The organism is Methanococcoides sp. LMO-2 (genome assembly GCF_038432375.1).
GTDB lineage: Archaea > Halobacteriota > Methanosarcinia > Methanosarcinales > Methanosarcinaceae > Methanococcoides > Methanococcoides cohabitans.
Genome location: NZ_JBCAUS010000002.1, coordinates 558,605 through 584,194, shown reverse-complemented (window position 1 = coordinate 584,194; position 25,590 = coordinate 558,605). Strand labels below are relative to the sequence as shown.

Annotated in this window: 19 protein-coding genes; 13 read left to right on the top strand and 6 right to left on the bottom strand. The window is 45.3% G+C overall.

Annotated features, from left to right (window positions below):
- The first annotated feature begins 37 nt into the window (after positions 1-37).
- From WOA13_RS02945 to WOA13_RS02930, 4 genes are all read left to right on the top strand, one after another.
- On the top strand, positions 38-1,168 hold the full coding sequence (locus WOA13_RS02945; protein ID WP_342126499.1) for a glycoside hydrolase family 57 protein: 1,131 nt from the start codon (positions 38-40) through the stop codon (positions 1,166-1,168).
- The gene (locus tag WOA13_RS02940; RefSeq protein WP_342126498.1) at positions 1,165-2,364 is read left to right on the top strand and encodes a glycoside hydrolase family 57 protein; all 1,200 of its coding nucleotides are present in this window, start codon (positions 1,165-1,167) and stop codon (positions 2,362-2,364) included. The genes WOA13_RS02945 and WOA13_RS02940 overlap by 4 nt, the downstream gene beginning before the upstream one ends.
- Positions 2,365-2,521: 157 nt before the next feature.
- On the top strand, positions 2,522-4,498 hold the full coding sequence (locus WOA13_RS02935) for a glycoside hydrolase family 15 protein (protein WP_342126497.1): 1,977 nt from the start codon (positions 2,522-2,524) through the stop codon (positions 4,496-4,498).
- A 54-nt stretch (positions 4,499-4,552) separates the two neighbouring features.
- Positions 4,553-6,565: an amylo-alpha-1,6-glucosidase gene (locus WOA13_RS02930; protein ID WP_342126496.1), complete on the top strand. Its 2,013-nt coding sequence runs from the start codon at positions 4,553-4,555 to the stop codon at positions 6,563-6,565.
- A 63-nt stretch (positions 6,566-6,628) separates the two neighbouring features.
- Here WOA13_RS02930 and ribC read toward each other — a convergent pair whose 3' ends face one another.
- On the bottom strand, positions 6,629-7,093 hold the full coding sequence (gene ribC, locus WOA13_RS02925) for a riboflavin synthase (protein ID WP_048205117.1): 465 nt from the start codon (positions 7,091-7,093) through the stop codon (positions 6,629-6,631).
- A gap of 5 nt (positions 7,094-7,098) precedes the next feature.
- Positions 7,099-8,241 carry a pyridoxal-phosphate-dependent aminotransferase family protein gene (locus tag WOA13_RS02920; protein WP_342126495.1) on the bottom strand — a complete coding sequence of 381 codons (1,143 nt, stop codon included), beginning with the start codon at positions 8,239-8,241 and terminating at the stop codon, positions 7,099-7,101.
- A 387-nt stretch (positions 8,242-8,628) separates the two neighbouring features.
- Here WOA13_RS02920 and WOA13_RS02915 point away from each other — a divergent pair, with 387 nt between their 5' ends.
- The gene (locus tag WOA13_RS02915) at positions 8,629-9,180 is read left to right on the top strand and encodes a hypothetical protein (protein WP_342126494.1); all 552 of its coding nucleotides are present in this window, start codon (positions 8,629-8,631) and stop codon (positions 9,178-9,180) included.
- A gap of 124 nt (positions 9,181-9,304) precedes the next feature.
- Here the strand turns inward: WOA13_RS02915 and WOA13_RS02910 are convergent, their stop codons facing one another.
- On the bottom strand, positions 9,305-9,862 hold the full coding sequence (locus WOA13_RS02910) for a CBS domain-containing protein (RefSeq protein WP_342126493.1): 558 nt from the start codon (positions 9,860-9,862) through the stop codon (positions 9,305-9,307).
- A gap of 199 nt (positions 9,863-10,061) precedes the next feature.
- Here WOA13_RS02910 and WOA13_RS02905 point away from each other — a divergent pair, with 199 nt between their 5' ends.
- From WOA13_RS02905 to WOA13_RS02885, 5 genes are all read left to right on the top strand, one after another.
- Entirely contained in the window at positions 10,062-11,993 is a 1,932-nt protein-coding gene (locus tag WOA13_RS02905; RefSeq protein ID WP_342126492.1) for an ATP-binding protein, read from the top strand.
- A gap of 450 nt (positions 11,994-12,443) precedes the next feature.
- Positions 12,444-12,704 (top strand): hypothetical protein, encoded by a 261-nt coding sequence (locus tag WOA13_RS02900; RefSeq protein WP_342126491.1) that lies wholly within the window; start codon positions 12,444-12,446, stop codon positions 12,702-12,704.
- A gap of 205 nt (positions 12,705-12,909) precedes the next feature.
- Entirely contained in the window at positions 12,910-13,713 is an 804-nt protein-coding gene (modA, locus tag WOA13_RS02895) for a molybdate ABC transporter substrate-binding protein (protein WP_342126490.1), read from the top strand.
- Positions 13,714-13,753: 40 nt separating this feature from the next.
- On the top strand, positions 13,754-14,422 hold the full coding sequence (modB, locus tag WOA13_RS02890) for a molybdate ABC transporter permease subunit (RefSeq protein WP_342126489.1): 669 nt from the start codon (positions 13,754-13,756) through the stop codon (positions 14,420-14,422).
- Between the two features lie 9 nt (positions 14,423-14,431).
- On the top strand, positions 14,432-15,571 hold the full coding sequence (locus WOA13_RS02885; protein WP_342126488.1) for an ABC transporter ATP-binding protein: 1,140 nt from the start codon (positions 14,432-14,434) through the stop codon (positions 15,569-15,571).
- A 589-nt stretch (positions 15,572-16,160) separates the two neighbouring features.
- On the opposite strand, the gene WOA13_RS02880 is transcribed toward WOA13_RS02885, so the two are convergent.
- Positions 16,161-17,276 (bottom strand): DUF8173 domain-containing protein, encoded by a 1,116-nt coding sequence (locus WOA13_RS02880; protein ID WP_342126487.1) that lies wholly within the window; start codon positions 17,274-17,276, stop codon positions 16,161-16,163.
- Between the two features lie 649 nt (positions 17,277-17,925).
- On the opposite strand from WOA13_RS02880, the gene pscS reads away from it, so the two are divergent.
- From pscS to metX, 3 genes are read left to right on the top strand one after another with little or no spacing between them, the layout of a single operon-like run.
- Positions 17,926-19,305 (top strand): O-phospho-L-seryl-tRNA:Cys-tRNA synthase, encoded by a 1,380-nt coding sequence (gene pscS, locus WOA13_RS02875; RefSeq protein ID WP_342126486.1) that lies wholly within the window; start codon positions 17,926-17,928, stop codon positions 19,303-19,305.
- A gap of 9 nt (positions 19,306-19,314) precedes the next feature.
- Positions 19,315-20,613 carry an O-acetylhomoserine aminocarboxypropyltransferase/cysteine synthase family protein gene (locus WOA13_RS02870; RefSeq protein WP_342126485.1) on the top strand — a complete coding sequence of 433 codons (1,299 nt, stop codon included), beginning with the start codon at positions 19,315-19,317 and terminating at the stop codon, positions 20,611-20,613.
- Positions 20,610-22,076: a homoserine O-acetyltransferase MetX gene (gene metX, locus WOA13_RS02865; protein ID WP_342126484.1), complete on the top strand. Its 1,467-nt coding sequence runs from the start codon at positions 20,610-20,612 to the stop codon at positions 22,074-22,076. The genes WOA13_RS02870 and metX overlap by 4 nt, the downstream gene beginning before the upstream one ends.
- 115 nt (positions 22,077-22,191) lie before the next feature.
- Here the strand turns inward: metX and ppsA are convergent, their stop codons facing one another.
- On the bottom strand, positions 22,192-24,597 hold the full coding sequence (gene ppsA / locus WOA13_RS02860; RefSeq protein WP_342126483.1) for a phosphoenolpyruvate synthase: 2,406 nt from the start codon (positions 24,595-24,597) through the stop codon (positions 22,192-22,194).
- 201 nt (positions 24,598-24,798) lie between these two features.
- Entirely contained in the window at positions 24,799-25,560 is a 762-nt protein-coding gene (locus tag WOA13_RS02855) for a hypothetical protein (protein WP_342126482.1), read from the bottom strand.
- Positions 25,561-25,590: the final 30 nt, after the last annotated feature.

Below are 25,590 nucleotides of genomic sequence, written 5' to 3'. Positions count from 1 at the left end.
CATTACCTGTATTATAATTAAAACAAGAGGTTTGTAAATGCAGTCAGTTTGCATTTGTTCGGAAGTTCACCTTCCCTGTGTACTAAAATGGTACTGGCCATCCGAAGGTTATCGTTCTCCGCAGTTTGATACCTATTTTGATCAGCCCCAGATATTCTCTGCTCTGGAAAGAAGCCTGCCTCAGATGCTAAGCACGAATGAAGCTTTGCTGGATTCCATCGATAATGGTGCGAAATATACCTTTGACATATCCGGTATATTCCTGGACCAGTGCAAATGGAATCCCGCTATTATAGAATCATTCCAGGAACTAAAGGACAGGGGTGCAGGTTTTGCATCTTCCCCTTATTATCATTCCGTATCGTCCCTTTTCCCTGACAGTAAGGAATTCAGGGAACAGGTTTCAATGCATCGCAACAAGATCCGCGATATCTTTGATATTAATCCCAGTACTTTCATCAATTCGGAGCTGATACTGACAAAGGATCTTAGCAATCTCCTTAAAGAGATGAAATTCAAGTGCCTGATCTCAGAAGGCTCGGATAACCTGTTGTACGGCAATGATCCAAACCATGTCTACGATAATCATATTCCGACTCTGCTGCGCCACATCTCCCTGAGCGAGGATATTGAATTACGTTTTTCAGACCAGAAATGGATCAGCTATCCTCTGATAGCTGATAAATTCGCTTCATGGATAGCTAATATGGAAGGGGATGTGACCACATTGCATTTCAAATACAGCTCTATCCTTTCCCATCAGCAAAGCAGAAGCGATGTACTTCAGTTCCTGATGGACCTTCCTGAAAGTTTAGAGAGATATGGTATTTCAATGGTAACGCCTGAAGAAGCATTGAAGAGCTTCAAGACAAAAGAACTACCTTCCATTATGAACAAGTCAACCTCACGTTACGGGATGCACAACCTGGTGGGGAATCACCCCCAGCACCTGTACATGCATGAGCTGGTAGGTATCGGAAAGATGCTTGAGTCCATAAAGGATTCTCCTGAATACGATAAGATGAACTGCATTTACCGGTACCTGCAACAAAGTGAGATACTGCTGGAAATGGGTTCTGACAACAACAATCAGGGTTATGAAAAGGCGGTCAATACGTTCTCTGTTCTTTCGGACTTTAAGCGTGCATTACTGGAGGTGAAGGCATGAGATCCGTTTGTATGTACTTCCAGCTTCATCAGCCGTATCGTTTGAAGTGGTTCTGGCCTGATGACTCGAAAGGATTTGAAAGGTATTTCGATGTTGCAATAAACAGGAACATTTTTGAAAAGGTAGCCAGCAAGTGCTACGTTCCGGCAACAACCCTTCTGGCAGATCTCGTTGAACAGCATGAAGGCGACTTCAAGTTCAGTGTTTCAATAACCGGCACTCTCCTGAGCCAGTGTGAGAAATGGAATCCTGATGTCCTGGACATCTTCCAGCGGCTTGCTGACTCAAAATGTGTGGAATTCCTCGATGAGACCAATTACCATTCCCTTGCAGGTCTTTTTGATAGCAAGGACGAGTTCAGGGAAGAAGTAAAGACCCATCATGATATCACTTCAGAACTGCTTGGTGTAAAGCCACAGATCTTCAGGAACACGGAACTTCTTTACAATAATAGTGTAGCAGAGGCAGTTTCATCCATGGGCTACAAGGCTATACTTACAGAAGGTGTTGACCAGCTTCTGCAATCACGCTCACCAAATCATGTCTACAAGGCAAAGGATTGCGATATAGCCGTCCTTATGAGGAACTACAAGATGAGCGATGACATTGGCTATCGTTTCTCAGCCAGATGGTGGGAAGAGTATCCACTGACCGCTGACAAGTGGGCCTGCTGGGCTTCCAGAGAGCAAGGTGATTGCCTGAACATCTTCATGGATTACGAGACCTTCGGTGAACACCAGTGGGCGGATACAGGTATCTTTGATTTCATGAGGGCTCTGCCGGATGAGGTTCTTAGCAAGAACATTGAGTTCAACACTCCCTCCGAGGTAGTTGACAGATATGGGCCAGTAGGCGAGATCGATGTTGGTGACTTTAACACCATCTCCTGGGCAGATATGGAGAGGGATACAAGTGCATGGCTGGGCAACGATATGCAACGCAGGTGCTTCGAAGAAGCAAAGGGGCTTGGACCTTACGTGAAGCGAACAAAAGACCCGGAGCTTATCAACATATGGAAGCATCTCCTCACATCCGACCACTATTACTACATGAGTACCAAATGGCTGGGTGACGGTGATGTTCATTCATATTTCAGCATCCATAATTCCCCTTACGATGCAGCAATCAATTTCATGGCAGTTTTCCTGGATTTCAAGTCATGTGTTTTCAGGAAGCTGGCTGAAATGGATGAGTAACCAGTCTACTGATCGGCTACCATAGCAGGTGGATAGGTAGCCGATGAATTAATGCTTGTGGGCGGATTGATTGATGGGTTTGTGCTGATGAATGGCAGACAAACAGCTGAATAATTGATTAACTATATAATTAATCAAATATAGTTCTTAATGTGGGGTGAGATTTCTGATCCGGCATCCAAATGCTATACTCGGAAACGACAGATTGCTTGTATCAATGGGTGAGAAGGGGAACATCCTGGGGTTTTTCTATCCCAGAAGGGATGGAGCGCAGCATGTCGTCGATTCAGGTGCCTGTCTTTACACCGGTGGCAGGCTTATATGGCTCGATTCTCACGAATGGAATTCAAAACAGACGGTTGAGGACGGAACTAACATCATCAATACTCATCTCTCCCATTCTTCCGGTATAGAAGTATCTATTCAGGATCTTGTTCATAATGAAATGCCGGTTCTTGTTCGAAAGTATGAGATCACTTCTAAGGAACATCTCAACGGTAAGTTCTATTACTATTCCAATTTCCAGGTCGGTGGAACTTCCCGGATGAATTCTGCTTATTATGATGTGAATCGGGATATGCTTGTCCATTACATGCATGACTTTTACATTGGTGTAGCAACTGATCTGGTATTTGATGAATGGCAGGTAGGCAAGACCAGCGATAAAGGTTGGGCTAAAAGTGCCAGGACAGATATGGAAGATGGAAAGCTCCAGAACAATATGGAGGAGATCGGTGATATAGACGGTACCATAGGCCTGGAATTTGATCTTATGCCGGGGGAATCGTTAACTATCACAATTCTTATTGGAATTGCTTCGGGAAGACAGGATGTATGCGATATGACGAAAGATGTTCTGTCATATCCCCTGTCTGAAATTATCCGGGGGTCCGAGAGCACCACTGTAGAATGGCTCTCAGAAATGCGACCTCTGGAACTATCTGTACTTGATCATGATCCTGTTTTCAGGAATGAGGTCATAACGCTTTATGATCGCTCTTTGCTTTCCCTTAACTTAATGACGGATCCAGATAACGGTGCGATTTTGGCTGCCCCGGAATTCGATCCTGCATTTGAGATGTGTGGTGGGTATGGTTTTTGTTGGAACAGGGATGCTGTGGAAGCTGTTCTTGCCCTGATGAAAGCAGGTTATCCTGAATATGCTGAGAAGTTCTTTACATGGTGTAAAAGAACGCAGATGCCTGATGGGTCCTGGTTCCAGAGATACTGGCTTGACGGGACAGAGGCTCCCTCATGGGGTAATTTTGACGACTCTACCCAGATCGATGAGACCGGTTCCACGCTTTATGCAATTGAACGTTACTACCGGGAACTGGAAGACCCCGACAGGGGCGAGTTCCTGGATTCCATTCGGGAAACGGTATGGAAAAGTGCAGAATACCTGATGGGAAGGACCGAACAGGGACTTCACGATCCTTGCAGGTGCCTCTGGGAATCAGAAAAAGGAATATTCCCCTATACGAATGCTGCTATATATGCCGGTCTGAAGGGAGCTGCCCATATGGCCAGAGAGAGCAATGGCAGTAATGACAGCAACCGTGCTGAAATGTGGTCCGAGAGAGCTGATCGGATACGGGGGGTGACCATTGATAAGCTATGGCTTAAGGAAGGCTATTTCTCCCGTGGTATTATTGACAATGATGTCCGGAAGACCGTGGATTCGAGTATGATCGGTACGTTTGTTCCGTTTGGTCTTCTTTCAGTGGATGATCCTGATGAAAGGTCCATGATCCTATCAATGATAGAACACATTGAAAGGTCTCTCAGGGTTCCTGTCAATGGTTACTACGGGATCAAACGATATGAAAATGACAACTACATTGGTGGCAATCCATGGGTCGTGACAACACTGTGGCTTTCCAGATCCCTGCTGACCCTTGCTGCTTCGATGGAAGAAAGGGATGATGAATATGACCGGCTTGTGAACAGGGCGCTTGAATATATCAAATGGGTAATGAGGAGTGCAACCAGCTCCGGTATACTGGCCGAACAGGCGGATAAGAATACCGGCAAAGCCGCATGGGCAAGGCCTTTGAGCTGGAGTTGTGCCCTGTTCATCGAAAATATCCTGCTTCTGGACAGATTGAAAGACAGTAGTTCAAAAGATGACTGAAAGAAGCCTGACAGGCCTTGAGCTCCGGCTGAATAACAATAAGAAGGGATCAGTATGTTACCATCTCCACCATATAATGACGAATTTGACCATGAAGCTGCTATCTCGAGAGAATGGCTGATCACAAATGGCACAGGTGGCTATGCATCATCCACAGTTATTGGCGAGAATTCCCGAAAGTACCATGGCCTTCTAGTAGCTTCTGCAAATCCTCCGGTCGACCGGAGAGTGCTGCTTTCATCTCTGGATGAAGAGCTCATTATTGAAGGTGAGGTCTTCCGGCTTGCAGTGCACAGCTATCCCGATACTCTGTATCCTTCGGGCTTTCAATACCTTGAACGTTTTTCTGCTTTCCCTCTGCCAACCTTTGAGTATCGGGTCGGGAATGTAAAGCTGATCAAGACCGTCTTCATGGTCCATGGAACGAATACTACTGTTGTGAGGTACAGGATCTTCAATACCGCCAGGCAGGACATCGTTCTTCGAATATTGCCTCTTGTTGCTAACCGTGGTTTTCATGAGCTCAGGAAAGCTGAAGATGCCAGTTTCACCGAAGTTAGCATTGATACAGGCGCTGATGTCGGATCTAATCTAGTAGACGATGATGTTCTTCTGCAACTGCGTTCAAATATGAAATTTAAGCGGGACTCACATTGGTACTACAATTTCCAATATGAGATGGAACGCGAACGCGGGGAAGCCTATCAGGAAGACCTGTATAACCCGGGTTATTTTGAAGAGCATATAGTTGACAATGTTTGTGAATTCTATGTTGTGGCTTCGGATGATCTTCCTGATGAAATGGAATCTGAGCATATTTTAGATCCTGCTTTAGCTCTTGAATTGGTTAATTTTGAGTATGAAAAGGAACTTTCACGACAGAAAGATCTTCTGGATAAATACAGCTTCAATGATGATCTCGCAAAGAAGCTTTCTGTTGCTGCCGATTCTTTCATTGTACAACGCCGCTCCACAGATTCGCATTCCATTATTGCAGGCTACCACTGGTTTGCTGACTGGGGAAGGGATGCAATGATCTCGTTACCGGGACTGACCCTTGTTACGGGAAGGTTCAGTGATGCAAAAGAGATTCTCAGGACCTTTTCGGAGAACTGTTCAGATGGCCTTATACCCAATCGCTTCTCAGACGATGGCATCTCTGCTCCCGATTATAATACAGTTGACGCTTCATTGTGGTTCATTCATTCTGTTGGGAGATATTATTCCTATACGAAGGATCTCAGAACTGTCCGGGAAATGTGGAAAACTGTCGTATCGATCATCCATAACTACAAAAATGGTACTTCATATGGTATCCGAATGGATGATGATGGATTGATAGAGCATGAGGGGCAGCTTACCTGGATGGATGTGAAGATCGGTGATCAGGAGATCACTCCCCGGGCAGGTAAAGCATGTGAGATCAATGCTTTGTGGTACAATGCTCTCTGTACTGCCATCCGGCTGGGGGAGTTGATCGGTGAAGAAACAGCAGAATATCTTGAGATCGCTGAATTGGTAAAGAGCAATTTCATTGGGGTTTTCTGGAATCCGGAAGACAGATGCCTTTATGACTGTGTTTCCGTGAACGAGGACGGAACTGTCACAAACGATGCATCGGTCAGGCCGAATCAGATATTTGCAGTTTCACTTCCTTATACTATGCTTGATACTGATAAGGAAAGGTTGGTCGTTGAAAAGGTGAAAGTGGATCTGCTGACTCCTTATGGCCTGAGGTCATTATCTCCTAACGACAACCGGTATGTCGGAATGTATGGTGGAGATCATAATTCCAGAGATCGTGCTTATCATAATGGAATGGTCTGGGCATGGTTGATGGGTCCGTTCATTACTGCATACGTAAAGGTCAATGGGAATTCGTTATTGAGCCTTGAATATTGCAGGCAATTGCTGTCCGATCTTGAGTGCCATCTTGATGAGGCTGGAATCGGCTCCATCTCCGAGATATTCGATGGTGATTCCCCGCACAGGCCGCGAGGTTGTATCGCACAGGCATGGAGCGTTGCTGAGATACTGCGAGCATATATCGAGGATATCAACTCTTAAGGCCGGAATAAAATGTCTTCAAAAAAGCTAAGGTCCTGTTAAGGTCCTTTAAATGAAAATGTGTTAGTGCCTTACAGCACCAACATCCTCGAATCCCTGTCTCTGGCCAGTACCGGCCTGTTTGACAAGTTTTTCGGGGTGGAACAACATGTTAACGACATTCAAGGCATGTTCCCGGGAACGCATTTCCATAAGGAATGCCAGTTCCTTTTCATCCTTTGCCTCGTCTTCATGAACGAACACCTCGATGATGTGGGTGTTCGTCATAAGTTGTGCCTGTATTATTCCGGTTGAAGCTTCATGTGCGCAGATCTTATCCTGTTCCTTCGCTCCGGGCATGCCTAAAGCTATGACGATGTCGCATCCTTCTTCCTCGATGAGTTTCTTGGATGCCACCGGCAAATCCTTTACGCCGGGAACCGTGATCCGCTTTATCTTAGCGGACACGTTCTGCTGGATCTCATCGACCGCAGCACGCCCCATGTTGAAACGTGCAAAGGTCGTGTCTACTACGCCTATGGTCTTCATGTAATTCACAGTGTGTCAAGTACGCCAGCAGCTGCCTCTGTACCTGCACCGATCTCGTTTACAACGCCGAGCTTCTTGAGTACAAGTTCGAGTTCCTGAATGGTCAGCATGATGTCCTTTGGTGCGACATTGCCCATGCTACCGATCCTGAAGATCTGGCCGCTGAGTCTGTTCTGACCGCCGGCAATGATGATTCCTTTTTCCATCATAGCGCTCTTGATATCGTTGCCGCTGACACCTTCAGGGGCTTTCATTGCAGAAACGGTGTTGGAGTAAGCGCTTGCTTCATTGAGCTGTGGGAACATCTCGACTCCCATTACGTCCATAGCAGCACGGACAGCAGCAGCACCGGTTGCCTGGCGCCTTTTCCTTGCATCCATTCCCTCTTCCATCACGATCTTCAGTGCTTCCTGAAGTCCGAAGAACAGTGGTACTGCAGGGGTGTATGGTGTCTGGGATTTGTCTGCGCTCTTTTTGTATGCCTTAAGGTCAAGGTAGTATGGTAGGTTTTCCTTGGTCATTGCATCAAATGCACGCTCGCTCACGGAGAGCATGGAAAGTCCTGGTGGTGCAGCAACACATTTCTGGGAACCTGTAACAGCGATGTCAACTCCCCATTCATCGACCTTTACGTCATCTCCGCCAATGGAAGTAACACCGTCCATGATAAAGAGTGCATCATATTTCTTTGCAAGCTTGCCGACCTCTGGTGCAGGGTTCCTGATACCTGCGGAGGTTTCATTGTGGACCATTGTAACAGCTTTTGCACCTTCGGAGAGTTTCTCTTCCACAAGTTCGAGGTCTACGGACTGTCCCCATTCGAACTCGAGAGGAACTACCTGGCCGTATCTTGCTGCGATGTCCTTGAACCTTTCACCGAACTTACCGTTCTCGATAGCAACTACTTTGTCTTCCTTATCGATGGTACATCCAAGTGCTGCTTCCATGGAAGCTGTTCCTGAACCGCTGACTATCATGAGATCGTTCTGTGTCTGGAAGATCTCCTTGAGCATTGCAGTACAGTCATCAAACATTGCAGAAAATTCCTTGCCCCTGTGGTTAATCATGGGTTTTGACATTGCCCTGAGCACTTTTGGTGCAACAGGAACAGGGCCAGGCATCATTAATAATGTGTCTTCAAGATCCATATAATTCTCCTGGTATATTAATTAATAATTGAATGTCGTATCTAATGTAAACCTAGTATATAACTGGTTTCATGGAATTGAAATTATTTGGACACTTAGTTTGTCCATGTTGATGATTAGAAAAGCATTCTGTTCAAAATCGAGTGATCAAGTTGTTTAATGCATGAAGTTTTATGATTGCTTGCCTCTATCTCTTTCATATTGCTTTTGAACTGTCGATTGTTATGCATTTTGAAATTAATCTTAAAATTCTCATCATTATGAGTATACGCATCTGTTTTAATTTTTGCGGAGAGTTTATATATTAATACAAACATAACTTTAATTGAAATTAGATGATTCGGTTAAGATCATCTGATTAAATAATCAGTAAGGTGGTGGAGAGGTATGAAAATAGTAAAATTAGCTGTGGCTATGGTTGCCATGATGGCTTTACTTGCTGTTATGCCGGCGGCAATGGGTCATAACTACATCGATGTAAAACCGGGTTCATGTCCAAATGCAGTCAACTTGAATAGCAATGGACTACTACCAATAGCTATTCTGGGTAGTCCCCAGCTTGATGTAACGGAAATTGATCCAGATACGATAGAAGTTGGTTTTAACGATACGAACGGTGCTGGAGTGATGACATATGTTCCGATCGTAAGATACAGCTATGAAGATGTGTCAGGTCCAATTGAAGATCCAGACCCATGCTGTAACAGGACCGGACCAGATGGATTGCTAGATTTAACCGTAAAAGTTAGTATTAAGGAGCTTGTTGATGCTGGTCTTGATGTGGATGATTATCCTAAGCTCGAAGTCCGCTTTGACATGAAGGATGGTCCCACTGATGTTCGTTCACTTTGGGATTGTCTCAAAATGATTGATAATAGTGACAAGGGCGGAGGGCCAGACTCAACTCCAGCACAAGCAAACAATAAGAAAATGAAGTGACCGTAAATGCTATTGGTGTGGAATCAATCCATACCTCTTTTATGTTTTTGTTTTATCCAAACTTTGCAGACTAGTTTTAATATATTCACTTTCTATTTAAATATCAGGTGCCCGTTTTTTAAGTTCACCCATGCAACAACTTGATCACATCATGCTTCGTAACAAAACCTGTGGTAACTCCCTTCTCAAGTACCAGAACAGCGGGATTCCTCTCAAGCATGTGTGATATAACATCAAGTTCTGTGGTAGGTGAGACTGTGGGAAACGCATCCCCCATCATATCTCTTATCTTCATCTGAGATATTGCAGAGGCTTTCCTGTCAGCCATATACTTTATGATAGTGTCCTCTGAAATACTTCCAACAGGAACTCCGTCATCGATTACCGGCACCTGTGAAAAACCATGCTTTTCCATAAGCTTGACCGCGTATTCCACTGAATCATGAGAAGAGACAAAGATAACGAGACTGTGCATTATATCCTTTGCAAGGATCTTTTCTTTTTCAACTTCCTCAAAAGCATTGAAGATCTTCCTGAGCGTGGAAAGCCTGGGATCAACATCTCCTGACTCTATGCGAGCGATCAAAGGCTGGCTGACACCTGCTCTTTTTGCAAGATCACTCTGTGTAAGACTCAGTTCGATCCTTTTCTGCTTTAACCTCTCAGGAGTTGGAAGTTGCATAATATTACTGATAGTAATGATGATATTTAAAGAGTTTGATAATATGGCACAGAAACCATGTTGATATCTGCAAGATGCATACATTTATACATTCATAATCCAAATATTATCTTAGGGGACTGAGGTTAGTGCATCTGTTCTATAACGGAACTTCGCTCTTTCCTTTTAGATTCCTGCTTTCGATGGTCATGTTCCGTCGATGGAATTGACCTACAATCAGCGTGATTTCAGCAGGGTGTCCGACATGAAAATGGATGATGTGCCTCTAAAAGTGAAACTGATCCTGTATATCGGATTCACTGTCCTTATAGTAATGGCTGCTACCACAGCTATCATTATCTCTACAACCACATCCCAGCATGAAGATCTTGCATATAAGAAATCCATAGAGAAGGCCAGTAATTATGCGAACCAGTTCAATTCGGATATGCAATCCAACATGGCCATTGCAAGAACGATTGCAAGCACACTTACAGTTTACAATTCCTCTGACAGGGAGGAGGTCAACGCTTTCCTGAGGGAGATACTCATTGATAATCCCAACCTGATCGGAACCTATACAGCATTTGAGCCTAATAAGTTCGACGGCAGGGATGCGGAATTTGTTAATGTCCCGCCTGATCAAGATTCCACAGGCCGGTTTGTACCCTACTGGAACAAGATCGGCGGTACCATGTTCGTGGAACCTCTTCTTGAATATGAGACCCTGGATTATTACCAGTTGCCAAAAGAGCTTGAAGAGGAAGTGCTTACAGAGCCTTACCTTTATCAGGGTGAACTTATTGCGAGCTATGTGGTCCCAATAATGAGGGATGGCGAATTTGTAGGTATCGGCGGCGTAGATGTCTCGCTGAACTACATCGATGAGATCGTGTCAAATGTCACTGCATTCGAGACCGGCTATGCTTTTACCACAAGTAACACCGGAATTCTGTTGTCTCATCCTGTTCACAAGGAGTGGATCGGCTCAAAGACACTTGATGATTTCGATGATCCTGAGATCGCGAGAATGGCCGATGATATTCTTGTTGGAAAAGGGGGTCATATAGAAACCATCGACCCGAGCACGGGGGAAGACGCAATCATATTCTATGAACCTGTACGTACAGGAAATTATTCCTTTATCCTTGTGATACCGAAAGAAGATATGCTTGCAGATGTTACGGCCCTGCGTAACGAACTGATCCTCATTTCATCTCTTGCACTTATATTCATGGCAGGAGCAGCTTATCTGGTAGCCATGTCCATAACGCGTCCGATAAATGAGATCGTGTCCAATTTTGCATATATCTCAAATTCTGCTTTGAAAGGCGACCTGAAAAGGAGAGCTGAGACGGATGTTGAGGTGGACTTCAGGAAGATTCCTTCCGGTTTGAATGACATCCTTGATTCGCTCCAGACCTATTCGGATGAACTTGAAGAAGCAAATGAGGAGCTCAAATCACTGGATCAGATGAAAGATGCCTTCCTGTCAAATGTCAGCCATGAGTTAAGAACACCGCTTACCAGCATCAAAGGCTATACACAGAATGTATATGATGGGACCCTTGGTGATATTAATGACCAGCAGAAGATCTCACTTGGAACGGTATTGCGTAATTCCGACAGGCTCAGGCGCCTTGTGGATTCCCTTCTATATGTAAGCCAGGCGCAGGCAGAGATCATTGAATACAACTTCAGGGAATGCCAGCTAACAGAAATAATGAACAATACTGTGATGGATACCGTTATGCTTATCGAAGCGAACGATCTCCATCTCGAAAAGAAGATCCCTTCGGAATTTCCGTCGATCGTTGCTGATAAGATTCGTCTGACCGATATGCTGAACAATCTAATAGATAATGCGATCAAGTTCACTCCGGCGGGTGGTGTTATCACTCTTGGGGCATACGAGGAAGAAAAGCATTTGCATATTACTGTAAGCGATAATGGCATCGGCATTCCTGAAGATCTCATCCCTAACCTTTTCAGCAAGTTCTATCAGATAGATTCATCCATCAGGAGAAAATACGGTGGGACTGGTCTTGGTCTTTACATCTGCAAAGAGATCGTTGATGCCCATTCAGGTGAGATCTGGATCGAGAGTCAGCCTCATCACGGGACCACGGTCCATGTAAGGCTTCCAAAATAATACTTGATAATTTTCTTTATCCTAGTAATCCCGCTTATATCTTAACATACTATTTTGAGCAAATCGATATTATTCATTCACAAACATATATATGTAATAATGCTAAATTTCTAAGTAGGTTAGAAATCCTTACATGGATTTCATCTGTCTAAATAAGCCGTAAGTGGGGGCTTCGGTTGTATCGAGTCAAAGGAATTAAGGGGAGTGTTAAAACAAATGTTGTTTACAGGTAGATTCAAACGTTATCCGGAAAAGGCTTTAATATTCTCAGTGGAGCACATGAAGTGATCTTTCAGCAATGTGAATGATGCCAATGATCCAATAAACGATGTTGTGGCCTATTTTTGAGCCAATGAATATTTCCTGCAGGAAGAATCCTTATTTTGCAGATTGTGTTGTTGTTTGGATCTTGTTATTTGCATGAACAATAATCAAACCTGGGGAGTTTATATGAGATATTATGTCTGGATGGAGGATGATCAGAGTTCCCCTGAATATGGGAAACCTTATGCGTTATTCAGGGTCGAGGTGGGTACCAAAAGGATCATTGCCGATTGGTGGAACCCGGAAGTCGATGGCTGGGAACATCATCCCGGTCTAATAACAATAATTGATAATTATGGGGCTGTCAATTATCACGAAGTCGATGGGGAAACTGTAGGATCGATCAAAAGAACTATTTCGAAAGGGTGGGATTTTGAATTGAACTGACATCCTCTAAAGTTGCTATATTTTTCATTTAATGTTTACATTGATGGCTGTTTCCATCATCTTTTTTTGTCTTCAAATAGTGCTTTCGGCTGTTTTCAGCATGTAATTCCCTGTGTGTTCAATATATTTTTATATAATCAACCTAATTCCATACCGTTATGTTCATCAAAACATAACGGTATGTCTTATCGATATGAGGAATATTATGGAGAAGAATCATCTGGTAATAGTTATTGCTGCAGTGGTCATTGTGGGAGCTGCTGCTTTGGTGTTAATGCCGTCTTCACAGGCGGATGAAAGTACGGAGATCACGGTGTCAGCTGCAGCAAGCCTGACCGAGAGCTTCACGGAGATCGAACAGGAATTTGAAGCACAGAACCCGGATGTTGATGTTAATATCAATTTTGCAGGTTCCGGTTCGCTCCGCATGCAGATCGAAGCCGGTGCACCAATAGATGTGTTTGCATCTGCTTCCCAGAAACACATGAATCTCCTTGAAGAAGAACAATTGATAGATACTGATACCAGAATGGACTTTGCTGAAAATTCACTGGTGATGATCGTTCCGGCATCTGGTGAAGATGACGAGAACCTTATCACAAAACTTGAGGATCTCAGTGATGGGTCTGTAAAAAAGATCGCGATCGGGGATCCTGAGGTCGCACCGGTTGGAAAGTATGCAAAGGGTTCACTTGAGGAAGCTGGTCTCTGGGATGATGTAAGTGGCAAACTGATCTATGCGGAAAGCGTAAAGCAGGTGCTTGTCTATGTTGAGAACGGAGAAGTAGATGCGGGTTTTGTCTATATGACAGATGCAATGACCTCCGATATGGATGAGATCGCGATTGTGGCGGAAATTCCAACAACTACAAGCATTAGCTATCCTATTGCAGTCGTATCTTCATCTACCGAAAAAGAAGCTTCACAGGACTTCGTCGATTTCGTAGTTTCGGATGAAGGAAAAGCTATATTCGAAAAGTATGGTTTTACAGTAACGTATACAAACTAACTGATATGGATTAACGTATAGAAATAATGGATGATGACTGATGCTTGAAGATGCCTGGATACCTCTGTTGATCACTCTCAAAGTGGCAATTCTGTCCACTGCCTTTGTAGCTGTGCTTGGCATCTTTATATCCTACGCACTTGCAAGAAGGGAGTTTCGGGGGAAATGGCTGGCAGACATCTTTGTAACCCTGCCGCTTGTGCTACCTCCAACTGTCACAGGTTACCTGCTTGTTGTCCTGCTGGGAAAGAACGGACCGATCGGGAACATCATCTTTGAACTTACCGGGTGGTCGCTGCTTTTCACATGGCATGCTGCTGTGATAGCGGCCTTTGTGGTGTCACTTCCTTTGATGGTAAAAACGACGGCTTCCGCCATCAGTGCAGTGGATCGCGAACTTGAGTATGCGGCCTATACATTGGGACACAGTGAGCTGGAGACTATATTCTTTGTAACCCTGCCACTTGCAAAAAAAGGCATACTTGCAGGCATTGTCTTAAGCTTTGCAAGGGCCGTCGGGGAGTTCGGAGCTACCCTCATGGTGGCGGGCAACATTCCCGGAAAGACGAACACGATGTCGCTTTCCATCTATACGGCATTCCAGTCAGGCAATGATACACTTGCGAACATTCTTGTAATTACTCTTGTTGTTGTTTCTCTGGTCTCCATGGCACTTACTGCAAGGTTCGTGGATCGCTGGAGCGTGTGAGGTGGTCAGATGGGTGTAAAGGTCAATGTCTCAAAGCAATACAGGTCTGACAGCAAAAAGGGCAATATAAGGAAAGGCCAAAAAGGCAGAGCTAAAGAGGGCGGTGACAGGGATCGATTCTCACTTGATGCTTCTTTTGAAACGGGGGATGAGCTTATTGTCCTCTTTGGCCGCTCCGGTTCCGGGAAGACCACGACACTTAGGTGTATCGCAGGGCTGGAAACCCCTGATAGTGGTAGTATCGTTGTCAATGACCAGACATATTTTGACAGCAGTTCAGGAATTAACCTGCAGCCACAGTATAGGAAGCCGGGTTATGTTTTCCAGAACTATGCCCTTTTCCCGCACATGAATGTGAAGAAGAACATCACCTACGGTCTTAAGGGATGGGATAAGGAAAAGAAAGAGGAGCGCATGTTCGAGATGCTTCGCCTTCTGCACATCGAGGGTCTGGAAGACAGGTATCCCTCACAGTTGTCAGGGGGGCAGAAGCAGAGGGTCGCCCTTGCCCGTGCACTTGCACCTAATCCTCAGATCCTGCTTCTGGACGAACCTTTCTCAGCTCTTGATATGGTTGTCAGGATGCGCCTGAGGGAACGGATAAAAGCGATCCAGAAGGGGCTAGGTATTCCTGTGCTGTTCATCACGCATAGCCCCGAGGAGGCTTTTTCCCTTGCAGACAGGGTCGTGGTCCTTCATGATGGCAAGGTTCACCAGGCCGGCACGCCCAGGGAAGTATTCTATTCACCGGTTGACAGGAACGTGGCCGAGCTCGTGGGAGTAAGCAACATCTTTGACGATGCAAAGGTGATCGAAAATCTGTCATCAGGGACTATTGTTGAAAGCAAGGGTCTCAACTTTATCACACATTGTCAAGTGTGTACTTCTGAAACGATATCTCTTGGAGTACGACCCGAGAACGTACATCTGAAAAGCTATGATGATGGCCTGTTCCTCGGTGAAGGAAACGTTTTTGCAGGCAACGTAATTGATATTACTGATAAAGGTAGCAGCAAATTGATGGCTGTGGAACTTGATGGAAGTGAGTTTATTTTGCTTTGTGAGGTACCTACACGCTTATCGGGTGATATCGGGCTTTCACGGGTGGTCGTGGAGATCTCGCCGGATGATGTGCTTGTCTTTGAGTGAATTATTTGAAGAAAGAGTTTTTGTGATCATTCTTATGGGTTTAAAAGGAATAGTGTTCACAAAAAGCAGGCAAAAAAAGATTTTTAGAATTATTTAAGTGATTATGGGCAAATGGAAAGGCCATCAGCCCAATAATATCAATGATCAGAGTTTAGAATAAACTCCCTCTTATTCATCATGTATAGCACTGGTATACTTTGGGAATACAACATTAAACGTCTTTTCACATTTGTTTGTCTCTGGATCGAAGGTGACCTTTATTTCAACTGATGGTGTATTTTGTGTTTTATATTTTTTCAACATCTACATTCAACTCCTTTCTAAATATATCTCCTTATATTTTGTGAAATGAGATCAACATTTACAACCTGCTGCAAACAACTATATTCTTTATTTTTTGGTGATTTGATGGACAGCAAATGATCTCATTCTCGGTTTAGAAAAACGTTAAAGCATATATTCTTTTCTAATTAGATTGTATATGTTATTATTTAAGATAACTTAATTATTTTAAAATAGGACATTATAAAAAACACTGCATACTAAAAAATTAAAAAGAAAGTCAAAAAAGAAAAGTAGGTACCTTGCATCAGTACTTCAATGCAAAGTACATGCTTCCCATGGCCACCAATGTAACCAGAAGACCGGTGAGTCCTCCCACATATGGCAGTTCTGTAAGTACCAGTATCAGGAAGAGACCAAGGGCCAGTACACCCCATTGGTTATATTCGAATCCGATCTTTCTGAACGCTACCTCTCCCAGCCATATTGCAGTGTATATCTTTGCGATCATCACGACGATGAACAGCAGGAGTAGCAGGAAAAGGGCTATGGGTATACCAATGATGGTTATCATCAGGACTAGTGATCCTATGATAGTGGCTACTAATATCAGGAGCCCGACGGCGACATTCTTGAATGGCTGTTCCTGAATATCTCTTACGATCTCTTCGGTCTTGGAAGGGAATACAAGGATGGATATTACTCCCAGTACGAAGAGGAACATGTAATACGCGATCTTGCCGATGAATGTTATCACATTGAGCACGCCTTCGCCATCGAAGCTGTCTTCGCGTGGGGCTGGCTTCTCCGGTCTTATCTCTTCACCTACAACTCCTGCCGGGATAGAGATATCTTTTGAGGTGCTGTATTCGAGATTGCCCTTTATGCTGGAGTTTGGCTGGATCGTCAGGTCAGAGGCATCCAGTATTGCGTTTCCCTCAACATTAGCGTCGAATATCAGGGCACCGGCTGAGACATCCAGCAGTCCCCCGAAGTTTCCTCCAATGTCTGCATCACCACTTCTGATGGTGGTATCGCCGCCTACGCTTGCGGTGTCGGTTGTTGAGACCGAACCGGCAGCTATCAGTAGATCGTCACCTACCTGTCCATCAAGTTCAAAATTACCACATGCTACCCTGACATCATCCCCGATATCGCCGGTAATGATCACATCACCTGCAGCAATGATGAGGTCGCCGGAAACGTTCCCGTGGATCTCGACAGTGCCTCCTGTGGCAACGACATCGCCAAGAACAGTACCGCTCACGATCAGTGTATCACCTGCAAGGTAGACATCATCCTCAACGAGATCGTCGATGATCACTGTGTTTCCTGCGTCAAACATCAGAGCTGCATTTGCATTGCCTGCAAAAAGCAGTATTAAGAGAATAGGTAATAACCATAACTTTCGTTCGATCTTCATAGTAACCCCCGCCTGGATATCCAACAAATATAATTGAATATGTAATATTGGTCTGTCCTTACTATTAAGATTTACTTAAGAAGCTTTAATAATTTAACTTATGGAGATCAGGCTATCTATCTTATACATAGTTCAAAAAAGAGTGTCCGCTCATAGTAAATTATGCAGTGGCATATCACGGTCCGACGGGATAGAAGACCGTGATATGACAATTCACTTGCCCCCACTTTGAAGTTTTGAAAGTCTCTTAGGACTTTTCAGATCATCTCTAAGGTCAAGAGAAACGGCAAACTCTTGACCTCGTATCATGTATATTATAAATTCGCCCTATAAAAGTCTATGCCTAATATGAGTACTTCAATGCTATACATTACATATTAGTGTACATAATGATACATTGCCTTTATCCTCTTCTTTATATATCAGTAACTACCACCATAGTATGGCGTGGGTTTACTTCTGCAATTAATAAGTCCTGTATTCGGGTACTTTTATATAGCAGTTGAGTAAATCTGCACAATGTTAACGCTGTTAACATATCAAAGAGGGCCGAAAGAAGACCGGTCCACGTATAGCAGACCGATCGCCTGGGGAGTCGAAATAGTAATTCGCTTTTTCATATGTCCCTAAACGAGCAGGTGGTAACAGAATGGATGAACAAATCAATAAAAGATATCTCGCCAACAAAATATTTGAAACCCAGTTTGCACTGGAGGATCTCAGGCAGATCGTAAGAGAGGCTCTACCTACGGGTATGAGCGACGAGCAGTCTGCACGTTTTTCTGAGATCGTGTCGGGTCTTGGCGGCCTTGTCGAGGAGATAGGCGCAAAAGACGGCCAAACACAACCTGTCAGTATTGTGGGCGATCTTATGTGCCGTACAAGGGAAGAGGAGTTCATAAATATACAGCCCATTCAGGCCGGTGGCCGACTGACCCCGGAAGCCCGCAAAGCTGTCATAGCTTATGGGGACGGTTACTCAACATGTGACAGTTGCCGAAAGCCTTTCAGGCTTGATAAGATCGAAAAGCCTTCGATCGCAGGATTCCACACAGATCTCGCTGAGTTCGTCGGAATGGACCAGGCACGAGTTGTTCCCGGTGCCAGGAGAGGTTTCCAGGCCGTTGCATCAACCCTTGTTGAAAAGGGTGATGATGTGGTCGTATCTGCATTTGCACATTATACTGAGTTCCTCGCTGTAGAGGGTGCTGGTGGATCTATCAGAGAGGCTCCTGTTAACGAAGATAATATACTCACTGCCGAATCTGTGGCACACAAGATAGATGAAGTGAAGAAAGAGACCGGAAAGTTACCGTCCCTTATCATGATCGACCATTTCGACTATCTGCTATGTAATGAACACGATATCTACGGTATCGGTAAAGTGGCACAGGAGTATGGAATTCCGTTCCTGTACAATGGGGCATATACAGTGGGTATCATGCCTGTAAATGGAAAGAAGCTCGGTGCGGACTTTATAGTAGGTTCCGGCCACAAGAGCATGGCCTCAGTGGCTCCGTCAGGAGTGCTGGCAACCACGGAAGAATGGGCTGACAAGATATTCAGGACCACACAGATGGTGGGTGATGTCACTGGCAGGAAGTTTGGTATCAAGGAGGTCGAGTTCCTTGGGTGCACACTGATGGGAGCTCCATTGCTGTCTATGATGGCATCGTTCCCGTATGTAAAAGAAAGGACAAAGCACTGGGATGAGGAAGTCAAGAAATCCAACTATTTCCTCAACGAGTTCCTGAGGATCGAAGGAAATGAAGTGCTGAGCGAATTCCCGAGAAAGCATGCCCTTACCAAGGTGGACACAACCAACAGCTTCGACAAGGTTGCAAAGACACACAAGCGCAGGGGCTACTTCTTCAGTGACGAACTGAAGAAACGTGGCATCGTAGGCGAGTTCCCGGGTGCTACAAGAAGCTGGAAGCTGAGCACATACGGACTTTCATGGGACCAGATACACTATCTCTCGGATGCATTCCTTGAGATCGCTGAAAAATACGAACTTAACATCAACTGAGGTACAATTATGACTGACAAGAATTACGGATTAGATACATTAGCATTGCATGCAGGACATGTGCCGGACCCCACGGGATCCCGCGCTGTTCCTATTTACCAGACCGCTGCCTATCTCTTTAAGGATGCAGACCATGCAGCGAACCTTTTCGCGCTGAAGGAATTCGGCAACATCTACACACGCCTGATGAACCCGACCACCGGTGTGCTGGAAGAAAGAGTGGCTGCTATCGAAGGCGGTACAGGTGCACTTGGCGTAGCTTCAGGAATGGCTGCCATTTCCTTAACAGTGTTGGCTGTCACACAGCTTGGTGATGAGATAGTCTCTGCGAATAATCTCTATGGTGGCACATACCAGCTCTTCAATCACACCCTTCCGAAATTCGGAAGGAAGGTTCACTTTGTGGACTCCACGAAACCGGAAGAGTTCGAGAAGGCTATCACCGATAAGACCCGAGCTATCTATGTAGAGATCATCGGAAATCCAAAGCTTGACGTGCCGGATCTGGATAAGATCGCAAAGATCGCCCATGACGCAGGTGTCCCACTTATTGTAGACAACACTGTAGGTGTAGGTATCGCAAAGCCGATAGACCATGGTGCAGACATTGTTGTATTATCCGCAACAAAGTTCCTTGGAGGTCACGGTACTTCCATAGGTGGTATCATAGTGGATTCCGGAAACTTCAACTGGGACAATGGAAAATTCCCTGAGTTCACAGAACCCGACCCCAGTTACCATGGCCTGAAGTTCTGGGAATCCTTCGGGGATATTCCGGGAATGGGAAACCTTGCTTTCATACTCAGGGTACGCACACAACATCTGCGTGACCTTGGACCTGCAATGAGCCCTTTCAATGCATTCCAGTTCATACAGGGTGTGGAAACACTTTCCTTAAGGGTACAGAGGCACGGTGAGAATGCACTGAAGGTCGCAAAGCACCTTGCATCCCATCCTCTGGTGGAATGGGTTAACTACCCCGGCCTTGAGGATCATCCATCCCATGAACTTGCAGGCAAATACCTGGAAGGAAGCTATGGCGCTATCCTTGGATTCGGTGTCAAGGGCGGACTGGAAGCAGGCAGGAAGTTCATCGAGAGCGTGGAATTACTTTCACACCTGGCAAACATCGGTGATGCAAAGACACTTGTTGTCCACCCTGCATCCACAACACACCAGCAGCTCACAAAGGAAGAACGTGAGCAGACAGGTGTGACCGATGATTTCATAAGGATGTCCGTAGGTCTTGAAAATGCAGAAGATATAATTGCTGACATTGATCAGGCTTTAGAGAGGTCCCAGAAGTGAGTGAAAGGTCCGTAGGTATTGTTGGAACCAATTTTCATACGATAAAAGGTGATTTCCTTTTAGAAGGAGGGCAGACCCTGAAGGATATCAGAGTCGCCTATGAGACCTATGGTAATCTGAACAAGGACAAAAGTAACGCAATCCTTGTCTGCCACGCCCTCACTGGCGATGCACATGCTGCAGGCAGACACAGTCCCGATGACCGCAAACCCGGCTGGTGGGAGGATCTCATCGGACCGGGGAAAGCCCTGGATACTGACAGGTATTTCGTAATATGTTCAAATGTACTGGGTGGCTGTATGGGGACCACAGGTCCTGCATCACTGAACCCGGACACAGGTAAACCGTATGGAATTACTTTTCCGGTGATAACTATAGGCGATATGGTCAATGTTCAGAAGAAGCTGATAGAACATCTCGGGATCAAAGCCCTTTTTGCCGTAGTAGGCGGTTCCATGGGTGGTATGCAGACCCTCCAGTGGACGGTCGCTTATCCGGACATCGTGAGGAAAGCAGTTGTGATCGCTTCCACAGCGGTCTCGTCACCTCAGCAGATAGCCTTCAACGAGGTTGGAAGGAATGCCATTGTCTCAGATCCCGACTGGAACGAAGGAGATTACTATTCCGGCAAGGCTCCTGTGCATGGGTTAGCCACAGCTAGAATGATCGCTCATATCACATATCTCAGTGATGATTCCATGCACGAGAAGTTCGGCAGGGAGTTGCAGCAGGGTGAGAACTTCAAATTCGATATGTCAAACGATTTCCAGGTCGAGAGCTACCTGAAATACCAGGGAGAAACATTTACCGAAAGGTTTGATGCCAATTCCTATCTCTATGTGACAAAAGCTGTGGATTATTTCGACCTTTCAAAGAATGGTTCCCTTGCAGAGGGTCTGAAGGATATCAGATCAAAGATACTGATTATTTCCATAACATCGGACTGGCTGTATCCTCCATACCAGTCAAAGAAAATTGTTGAGGCTCTCCTGTTCAACGACCATGATGTGAGCTACAGGGAGATCGATTCCAGTTACGGTCATGATGCTTTCCTCCTAGAGAGCGGTCATATCAATTACGTGGTTCACAATTTCCTTTCATACACATCCATTGCTGATGTGATGACCGAAGATGTCGCCACCATCAGGGAAGGTGTGAGCATCGACACCGCTGCAAAGGTCATGTTCGAGGAAGGATTGACACATTTGCCGGTGGTAAATGAGAAAGGCTGTCTTGCAGGCATCGTAACATCCTGGGATATCTCAAAGGCTGTTGCACTCAAATGCAACGATCTGGACGATATCATGACAAAGGAAGTTCTTGTTGCAACGCCCGAAGAGCCGATCGTTGCAGGTGCAAAGCGCATGGAAAGACACAGTATTTCCGCTTTGCCTGTAGTGGATGAGAAGAAGAGGCTTGTTGGAATTATCGATAGTGAGGATATCAACCGGCTGATCGGTTGATTGCTTTTTACTTTTTCTGTTTTTGCCTTCTATCAATACTCAATATTTGTTACTCATTTTCGTTCTATTAGAAGAATTCATAAAAAAAATTAATGGAGGCAAACGTTCCTCCACTTCATCCCATTTCTTTCTCGGTCTCCAGTACCTTTAATGAGATCTTCATCACAGAATCCGGATTCAACGAGATCGAATCAATACCTTCCTTCACAAGGAACTCAGCAAATTCCGGGAAATCACTTGGCGCCTGACCACAGATGCCACTGTGCTTGCCATTCCTTTTTGCTCCCTGCACTGCCATGGAAACTATCTTCTTCACAGCCTCATCCCTCTCATCGAATGACGATGCCAGTATCTCCGAATCCCTGTCCACACCAAGGGTCAGCTGGGTGAGATCATTGGAGCCTATGGAGAAGCCATCAAAGTATTTGCTGAACTCATCTATCAGCAGGACATTGCTTGGGATCTCGCACATTACATAGACCTGCAGGCCGTTCTGTCCTCTTACCAGACCGTTCTTTTCCATCTCTGCGATCACTTTTTCCGCTTCTTCCACACGCCTGCAGAAAGGTATCATGAGGATGAGGTTTTTCAGTCCCATCTCGTCCCTGACCTTCTTCATGGCCTTGCACTCAAGTGCAAACCCTTCCCTGTAGCGTTCATCATAATAACGAGATGCTCCCCTGAAACCGATCATCGGGTTGCTCTCCTCGAACTCGAAGTACTCACCGCCGATTAGGCTGGCATATTCGTTGGATTTGAAGTCACTCATGCGTACGACAACGGGTTTCGGGTAGAACGAAGCTACAATTGTGGCTACTCCCTGGGAAAGTTTCTCCACGAAATAGTCTTCCTTGTTTTCATATCCGGCAGTGAGCTTCTCTATCTCTCTGAGGGCATTTTCATCTTCCACCTTTTCAGGATGCACCAGTGCCATTGGATGGACCTTGATGTAGCTGGTGATGATGAACTCAAGTCTTGCCAGTCCGATGCCGTCGTTTGGTATCATTGAAAGTCCAAAGGCCTCTTCCGGATTTCCAAGGTTCATCATCATCTCTGTCTTCGTATCTCCAAGGTCCTTGAGGTCAACGGTTTCCACATGGAAAGGCAGTATTCCTTCATAGATCCTGCCGATATCGCCTTCAGCACAGCTCAATGTTACATCCATTCCGTTCTTCAGATTTTCAGTTGCATCCTCTGCACCCACAACGGCCGGAACTCCCAGCTCACGGCTGACTATGGCTGCATGGCATGTTCTTCCGCCTTTGTTAGTAATGATGGCAGTGGCACGTTTCATGACAGGTTCCCAGTCAGGTGTTGTGGTATCAGCTACCAGTATCTCTCCCTGTTTGAAAGATGGCAGTTTGGATACATCATCGATCACATGCACCTTTCCGGCTGCGATCTTGTCACCCACACTCCTGCCCTTTACAAGAACGTTCGAGCGATCGTCAAGGAAGTAGGTCTCAAGGACATCCTTCCTCTTCCTCGATTGCACGGTCTCGGGTCTTGCTTGTACAATGAACAACTCGCCGGTGTTACCGTCCTTCGCCCACTCGATATCCATAGGCACAGCTTTCCCTTTCTTTTTAGAATAATGATCCTCGATGGTAGCAGCGTACTTCGCAAGCTGGAGGATCTCGACATCGTTGATACAGAACTTCCTCCTCTCTGCAAGGGGAACCTCAACGTTACGGGTAAGCACACGCGAATCCCCGCGTCCGTAGATCATCATTATAGCTTTGCTGCCCCTTTTTTTCTTGATTATTGGCTTGTAGCCTTCTTTCAGGGTGGGCTTGAAGACGTAGAACTCATCCGGATTGACAGCTCCCTGCACGACATTCTCACCGAGACCGTAGGCCCCTGTAATGAAAACAACATCCTCGAACCCGGATTCGGTGTCGATTGTGAAGATCACGCCGCTGGATGCGAGGTCTGATCTCACCATCTTCATGACGCCTATTGAAAGGCCGACCTTGAAGTGGTCGAAGTTGTGATGCACACGATAGGAGATCGCCCTGTCCGTGAAAAGGGAAGCAAAGCATCGGTTACATGCATCTTTCAGTGAGTGGTAGCCGTGTATATTCAGGTAGGTTTCCTGCTGTCCTGCAAAAGAGGCATCAGGAAGATCCTCTGCTGTTGCAGAACTGCGAACCGCAACATCGGTCTCTGAACCGTATTCCTCGCTCAATTTGTCGTAGGCTTCCTTTATCTCTTCCCATAGGTCATCCGGTATCCCTGCATCGAGGACGATACTCCTTGCCTTTTTCCCTCTCTCGGCAAGATCACTGACATCGGATGTATCCAGTCCTTCAAGTGTATCTTTAAGATCCTGGAGGACGCCTGCAGATTCCAGGACATGCCAGTATGCTTCTGCTGTGACCGCGAAACCATTGGGTATACTGATATCCTTCTCTGTGAGCTCCCGGTACATCTCACCGAGCGAGGCATTCTTACCTCCTACCAGAGGAATGTCTTCTATACTGATCTCTTCGAACCATCGAATGTATTTGCTATCTCCCATGATTGACCCCCGTTATTAGAATGAATTATTCTTTTAACTGTAAGTAAGATTGAAATTTAAGAGTATTAGACTTTTGGGAGAAAGGGGGATAGTTGGTGGAGTTGATGATGGATGGTCAGAAATTTAGAATTGTCAGAAAAAAGAGGGGGTCATGGTACAAAAACTGATTATCTTTTGTAGCCATGCAATAGTTTTCTTATTTCATTCTTCCAGAACCACGATCTTCAGAGTCCCACTTTGTGGTGGCAGGCTTGCAGTTACCATTGGTCCGTAGTAAGCCTCTACCCTTGTTCCTTCGGTAAGGTCTTCAATGGTAAGCTCGTTCCCGTCGTTGTCCATGATGACCGTTTCCTCAGCAGTTACCAGAAAGATGTCACATGGATATCCTTCTCCGATATCGCTTTCATCCTGGTCCAAAAGCAGGACTGTGTTCTCACTCCATACTTCTGTTCCGAGTATAGTTCCGGTAGTCTTGACAGGCTGTGGACCGGTCGGAACATTTTCATCAAGCACGACAATGCTCACAGCACTGCTCTGTGGTGGCAGGCTTCTTGTTGTCATTGGTCCGTAGTGTGCTTCGATCCTTGTTCCCTCGGAAAGGTCCTCGAAAACAAGCTCGTTACCGTTGCTGTCTGTGATTGTTGTTTCCTCTCCGATCATCAGATACAGGTCGCATGGGTATCCTTCTCCGATTACGCTCTCATCCTGATCAAGAAGCAGGACCTTAGTTCCGTCCCATGAGTCGATACCTACAATTGTTGCGATTGTCTCTATTGGCTGTAGTACGTTGCTATCATCAGCATTGTTATTGTCATCCGGTGCATTCTCTGCATCCAGACCACCGTTGTCGATCAAAATCTCTTCATTGGTGTTGTCGCCAGAACTCAGGATGATAGCACCTAAGGCTATCGTGGAAAGTATGATCAGTATTATTAATGGAAGTGAAACATTTTTTGTGTTCATAATATCACCTGATGACTTTGTTGTTTGTCA